Source organism: Acinetobacter sp. A2 (assembly GCF_012371325.1).
Classification (GTDB): domain Bacteria; phylum Pseudomonadota; class Gammaproteobacteria; order Pseudomonadales; family Moraxellaceae; genus Acinetobacter.
Map to the genome: position 1 here is coordinate 1 of NZ_JAAZQX010000054.1, position 6,235 is coordinate 6,235.

7 protein-coding genes are annotated in these 6,235 nt (G+C 37.9%); 1 reads left to right on the forward strand and 6 read right to left on the reverse strand.

Going from position 1 to position 6,235, the window contains the following annotated elements; translation table 11 throughout:
• Positions 1-176 precede the first annotated feature (176 nt).
• From HHA43_RS12880 to HHA43_RS12905, 6 genes are all read right to left on the reverse strand, one after another.
• Positions 177-938 carry an alpha/beta fold hydrolase gene (locus tag HHA43_RS12880; protein ID WP_168419511.1) on the reverse strand — a complete coding sequence of 254 codons (762 nt, stop codon included), beginning with the start codon at positions 936-938 and terminating at the stop codon, positions 177-179.
• Between the two features lie 165 nt (positions 939-1,103).
• Complete coding sequence (locus HHA43_RS12885) at positions 1,104-1,970, reverse strand: MBL fold metallo-hydrolase (RefSeq protein WP_168419512.1); 867 nt, start codon at positions 1,968-1,970, stop codon at positions 1,104-1,106.
• Position 1,971: 1 nt separating this feature from the next.
• Positions 1,972-2,388, reverse strand: a complete 417-nt coding sequence (locus tag HHA43_RS12890) for a DUF6691 family protein (RefSeq protein ID WP_168419513.1) — start codon at positions 2,386-2,388, stop codon at positions 1,972-1,974.
• Complete coding sequence (locus HHA43_RS12895; RefSeq protein WP_168419514.1) at positions 2,389-2,805, reverse strand: YeeE/YedE family protein; 417 nt, start codon at positions 2,803-2,805, stop codon at positions 2,389-2,391.
• A gap of 176 nt (positions 2,806-2,981) precedes the next feature.
• Positions 2,982-3,449 (reverse strand): Cys-tRNA(Pro) deacylase, encoded by a 468-nt coding sequence (ybaK, locus tag HHA43_RS12900; protein WP_168419515.1) that lies wholly within the window; start codon positions 3,447-3,449, stop codon positions 2,982-2,984.
• 108 nt (positions 3,450-3,557) lie between these two features.
• On the reverse strand, positions 3,558-5,150 hold the full coding sequence (locus HHA43_RS12905; protein ID WP_168419516.1) for a Na/Pi cotransporter family protein: 1,593 nt from the start codon (positions 5,148-5,150) through the stop codon (positions 3,558-3,560).
• A 354-nt stretch (positions 5,151-5,504) separates the two neighbouring features.
• On the opposite strand from HHA43_RS12905, the gene HHA43_RS12910 reads away from it, so the two are divergent.
• Positions 5,505-6,056, forward strand: coding sequence for a lytic transglycosylase domain-containing protein (locus tag HHA43_RS12910; RefSeq protein WP_168419517.1), 552 nt, complete (start codon positions 5,505-5,507; stop codon positions 6,054-6,056).
• Positions 6,057-6,235: the final 179 nt, after the last annotated feature.

Here is a 6,235-nt window from a genome sequence, read left to right on the forward strand (position 1 = left end):
AAGTCGGAACTGACCGACTCAGGCTCTAGTTACACGCTTGGCAACAAGACATTAACAGAGTGCGAATTAGTCCTTGAGTATGTTTGATTACATTTTAAGGAACAGCCAACACACCTTTATAATGCATCGGCCTAAGCAAAAATTTAAGCTCAAACTTGCTCGCAATCAAAAATGGCTCAATCTAAAAATTCTGTCATGTATTCTAATACTTGAGCTGTTTTTTCAGCATGCAACCAATGTCCCGCATGAGCCACTTGTTCAATTTTTGCATGTGGGAATTGTGCTTCAATTGCGGCAAAATGCTCAGGCAATTGAATATAAGGTGAATTTCCACCACGAATAAACAATGTATCTACAAGACTATGCACCGTATGCCATGACAAAATTTCTGCATAATGAGTGCGCAAAGCATTCAAATTAAACAGCCACTGTCCTTTACTAAAAGATTTCATTAGAAACTGCACCACCATTTCTTCATTAAGATGCTGGCGCATAATTTCCATGGCTGCCTGACGACTTTCTACCTGCGCATCTTGCACAGCAAAGAGTGCTTTAAAAATTTGATCATGGCGGTTTTCGGGGTACGCGAAAGGACAAATATCCAGTAAAACTAACTGCTGTAAACGCTCAGCGGCAAGTGGTGCTAAAGTCATCGCCACCTTACCTCCCATTGAATGCCCCACTACAGAAAACTGCTGAATATCTAGTGCATCCAAAGTTTCCAACACATCCTGCGCCATGGCAGCATAATTCATCTCATCACAATGTGCTGATTTACCATGATTACGCACATCTAATTGAATGACTGTACGTTGTTCCTGAAATGCACGCGCTAACATGCCTAAATTACTCAAACTACCAAATAAACCATGAATAAAAACCAAAGGTACAGCAGTCGATTCAGGTTGATTTTGCGTGATCTGATAATTTAATAACATAAAGCGGATACCGAACTTGAAAACATAGTAGTGATCTATTTAATGGTTTTTTAGGGTAAAAATCAAATTATTCAGGTACTTTTATCTTTATATCTCTTGTAGTATTGCTTAGGCTATTTTGAGTCCTAGGCAATACTCTACATGCACTGCATTTGCATTAAATATTTATTTGAAATAGTTTAAAGGTAATTTCAAATAGCGAATACCATTTGCTTCAGGTTCAGGAAATTTCCCAGCATCCATATTGATTTGTATAGATGGTAGAATCAATTTAGGCATACTTAAAGTTGCATCTCGCTTGGTACGCATCTCTATAAATTCTGCTTTGGTCACACCTGTATGAATATGAATATTCTGCATTTTCTGTGTTTTTATCAGTGTAGTATGCTCATATTTTTCACGTGACTCTGGTAGATAATCATGGCATAAGAACACCCGAGTTTCTTCAGGCAGCGCGTAGAGTGTTTGTACAGAATCATACAATTGCCCTGCACTTCCTTTTGGGAAATCACAGCGCGCCGTACCGTAATCTGGCATGAATAAGGTATCGCCCACAAAAACTGCATCACCAATCACATAGCTTAAACATGCAGGTGTATGCCCTGGTGTTGGGATGTTATAGGCTTTTAACTCGCCGATAGTAAATGCTTCATGGTCATCAAATAAATAATCAAACGATTGATGCGAATTAAAATATTTAATATCTAAGTTATAAATGGCGCTAAATGTTTCCTGCACGATCGAAATTTTATGACTCATGGCAATTTTGCCACCTAACTCAGCCTTTAAATATTGTGAAGCGGTCAGATGATCTGCATGCACATGCGTCTCTAAAATCCATTCAACCGTTAATTGGTTTTTACGAATATAAGCAATAATTTCATCAGCAAGCGTTGTTGAAGTAGTTGCTGATGCAGCGTCATAATCCAAAACACTATCAATAATTGCGCATTGATGCGTTGCAGGATCACTTACAACATAACTGAATGTATTGGTATTTTCATCAAAAAAATGCTGAATGTCTGCTCGCATCTTATACTCCTGCAACCTTACGATGAATTAGAATACCCACCAACATGGCAATAATAAAATAGATCGCTTGATAATAGCCTAATCCAATTAAAGTTAAGCTTGGCGCAGGACAAATACCTGCAATTCCCCAACCCACACCAAAAATAAAACTACCAGTGATCAATTTAGAATCGATCTGCGTTTGTTTTGGTAGCTCAATCGGTTCATTCAGCAATGTTTTCGGTTCAGGCTGACGCACCAATTTTTGGAATGGAACAAATGCAACAGCAATCGCACCCATCATTACAAAGGCCAGACTCGCATCCCATTGCCCAAAAAGATCAAGGAAGTTTAAAACTTTTTCAGGATTCGACATTCCAGAAAGCATAAGTCCAATTGAAAAAATACCACCAAAAATGAAGGCCAAGAAGTTTTTCATTTAGAATGCTCCTGTGATATGGCGAATAACGTACACGGTAATAAAACCTGCCAACATAAACGTACCTGTAGCAGCCATAGAGCGTTTAGACAAACGGCTCATGCCACAAATACCGTGACCACTGGTACAGCCCGAACCTAAACGCGTACCGAAGCCTACCAATAAACCCGCAACGATCATCATTAAAGGGCTTGCATTCAGCTCAATTTCTGGAGTTGCCCAAATTCCATAAAAAAACGGCACAACAAAAATACCTAACACAAACCACAGTGCAGGCGTTTTGAACAAAGTCTGTGGATTCAACACCTGAGCGAGCAAGCCACTAATACCTGCAATACGGCCATGGACATATAAATAACCCACGACTGCAAGTCCCAGCAGCCCACCACCAATTAATGCCAGCAGATAATCATGCATTCTTTTAACTCAAAACAATATATGTTTTTATAATATATTATTAATATTTTTATTCAACCTTTCTCTTGTAAATTTTGTAAAGGCATTACCTCACAATAAGCACTTCATTTGGAATCATTATCTTATTTGCTCACAAGGACTATATTTTATTGTAAAAAATACTCAGAATACTCAATTCAAGCATCTACAATTTCAGCGAAACTAGCATTTAGTACTTGTGCCAAATCTGCTGGAGACAAACCAATATCTAAACCTCGTTTACCGCCACTTACATACATGTAGTCTAGCTTTTGAGCTGATTGATCAATCACTGTTTTAAGTTTTTTCTTCTGCCCAATCGGACTGATTCCACCAACCAAATAACCTGTTAAGCGTTCTGCATCCTTCGGGTCTGCCATCTGCAATTTTTTACATGAAAATGCTGCGGCCACTTTTTTAAGATTTAATTGATGATGTACGGGAAGAATTGCAACAAAGAAGTTTTTATCATCACTGACTAACAAGGTCTTAAAGACTTCAGTCACGTCCAAACCTAATTTTTCCGCAGCTTCCAATCCAAAGCTTTTGGCATTTGCATCATGTTCATATTCATGAATAGAAAACTGGATTTTCTTAGCTTTTAAAAGTTTGGTCGCTGGTGTCATTTGAGAATTCTTTAAGAAATAGTTAGAAAATTATACGCTGACTTAAGTTTAAATCCATATTTGCTTAGGCTATTTATTAGCAATATAACAAACAAATAGCCCTCTTTTTTATTCAGGTTTACGTGAATTTTCTACCAGAACATTCGCCAACCGCTGTGCGTGCGCAACCACACGGTCAAGCCAACGTTGTGCTGCTAATAATTCTAATCCAGTAGCTGCATTTAATTGATTGACCGCAGTGTATTGCAATACCTTTTCTCGATTATCGGCACGTTGCTCTTCAGTCCAATTTTTCAGGTTGGTTAATTCTGTATTCAAACTGACAACGTGATTGTGTACATCAAAATCATCAATTTCTTTTAAATGCTCATCCATAATATGCACAAAATCCAAACCGACTTGATAAATTGCTGGTTGGGTCCGAATCTCTTTTGCTAAACTGATATTTTCCAAATCACTACGCAAAACTCGTAAATACACCATCAATCTGAGCATTGCCATTAAGCGTTGTTGATCTACTTCATTTTCAGAAATCGACATATCTTCCAAATAACGTTGTACTTGAATCAGCACTTCATCTAATTGCTGTAAGCGTACTTTAGATGGCAGTCTACCTTCTTGAATAGCCAATTTAATCATCAGCAATACATCATATAAGCTGTGATAAATTACTTTAGATGCAGCATGGATGGCCAAAGCAGGCACAGACAAACTCGCTTGATCGAGATAGCACAACACCGATTGCGTCTGATCAGGAATGAGTTTCATAATGAGTTGTTCAAATTGACGAATCATCGGCAACAAAATAATAGTGCCACAAAAACTAAAAGCCGTGTGAAAGGCTGCAACAATGACTACGTTATCCCAGTCTGCCATCAGACGCTGATTTTCAGTCAATTCTAGGAATAACGGCTTTAAAATAATAAATGCAAAAACAGCTGAAACTACGTTAAATATCACATGAACCGCAGCTGTACGCTTCGCATTCGCAGTCGACCCTACAGCAGCAATGATTGCTGTGGCAACAGTTCCAATATTTTGACCAATCACCAAACCAAGCGCTTGTTGTAAATCAATCGCTCCACTTGCCAATGCAGCTAAAGTTGCAGTAATCGCAGCACTCGACGATTGCAATAGAATCGTCATGATAATGCCAACCAAAACCAAACTTAATTGGGCGATTAACGACCGACTTGAAAATACTGATAAATCTACACGTTCGGCAAATCCTGACATTGCAACTTGCAACATATCAATGCCAAGAAAGATTAAGCTAAAGCCCGCTATGGTCAAGCCAAATAAGGCAACACGTCCCTGACTAAAAAGTTTGAGGATTGCGCCAATACCAATCAACGGTAAGGCAAAACTGGTGATAGAAAATTTAACACCTAAAAATGCAACCATCCAACCTGTACTGGTTGTACCAATATTTGCACCAATGATCACCCCAATTGCTTGGGCAAAAGTGAGAATACCTGCACTGACAAAACCAATCGTTGCTAAGGTGGTTGCTGTAGAAGACTGTACAATCAGCGTCAAGCCAATACCTGAAAGCACGGCTTTAATGGGTGAACCTGTAAATTTAGACAACCAGACACGCAGCGTTTCGCCTGCCATTTCTTTCAGACTGTCTGTCATCATGGTCATTCCTATCAAGAAAAGACCAATACCACCGCATAATTGTACAATGACTTCTAACACACTTACTCCCTGTGTAAGACGCAATTTTGAAAGTGTTAAAAAGCCGATATTGTACGCACTTTCCGCTTAAAATTGCAGTTTATTTCTTCTTTTCCAATAGTTTATATAAAATAAAAAAACTGTCATACAACTGTCATATAATAAAAATTAAATCACAAATCAATCGCTATAGATTAATTCAATCAAATGCAGAAAATATATTCATGAAAATGAATAAAATTCTTAAAAGGCTATTTGGATTGATAATACAATTCTGTACTTTCAGCTGCTTGACTCAAATATGTGTGCTGACTACCATCAAAGTATACACTTAAAGCCAAATATTTTTAGACAGCATCTATAGAAACCATTTTTATGATACTAACTTTTTTAAAAAACTACTCATCGATTAAAGTATTGGGTATCAGTTTCCTTACTCTCACCATTACGGCTTGTTCACCTTTAGGTGGTGGTTCAATTGCAAAACGATCAGCTAAATTATCTACTGGTATCCAAAAAGCCTATGCAGTGCATCCAGATACAGCAAATCGAGTTGCACCAATCATCGTGCAAAGCTCCGAAAAACACGATGTAGACCCTTTACTTGTTGCGGCCTTAATCAGACAAGAGTCTAATTATCGTGCGTATGCGACTTCACCTGCTGGTGCGGTAGGATTTACCCAAATCATTCCACGCTATTGGCAACAAACTTGCCCTGGTGATTTATATCATGAACACACCAACATCAATTGCGGCACTTATATTTTAAATCATTATAAAAATCAGTCAGGCAAATGGCTAAAAGCACTTGCCTATTATAATGTTGGACCAACGGGTTATCACAGTAATCGGAAAATGAAAAAACAGGGAAAACGTTATGCAAAACAAGTTAAGCAGCATCAAAAAAACTTAAAAGATGCACTTTAATTCTCTTGTGTAATGAGGTGTAGCTAAAACCATCCATTGATGGTTTTATTTTTTGGTGTTCATTATTTTTAGTAGTCTTTCTTCTTAACATTTTATTTTATCCATAAAAAAACACCCTCAACGATTGTTGAGGGTGTTTAGAATAATGAGCTGGCGATGACTTACTCTCACATGGGTAA

Bases quoted from the DNA above. Each gene is read 5' to 3' on its own strand.
- HHA43_RS12880 (WP_168419511.1), bottom strand. From the start codon at position 938: ATGTTATTAAATTATCAGATCACGCAAAATCAACCTGAATCGACTGCT.
- HHA43_RS12885 (WP_168419512.1), bottom strand. From the start codon at position 1,970: ATGCGAGCAGACATTCAGCATTTTTTTGATGAAAATACCAATACATTC.
- HHA43_RS12890 (WP_168419513.1), bottom strand. From the start codon at position 2,388: ATGAAAAACTTCTTGGCCTTCATTTTTGGTGGTATTTTTTCAATTGGA.
- HHA43_RS12895 (WP_168419514.1), bottom strand. From the start codon at position 2,805: ATGCATGATTATCTGCTGGCATTAATTGGTGGTGGGCTGCTGGGACTT.
- ybaK (WP_168419515.1), bottom strand. From the start codon at position 3,449: ATGACACCAGCGACCAAACTTTTAAAAGCTAAGAAAATCCAGTTTTCT.
- HHA43_RS12910 (WP_168419517.1), top strand. From the start codon at position 5,505: ATGATACTAACTTTTTTAAAAAACTACTCATCGATTAAAGTATTGGGT.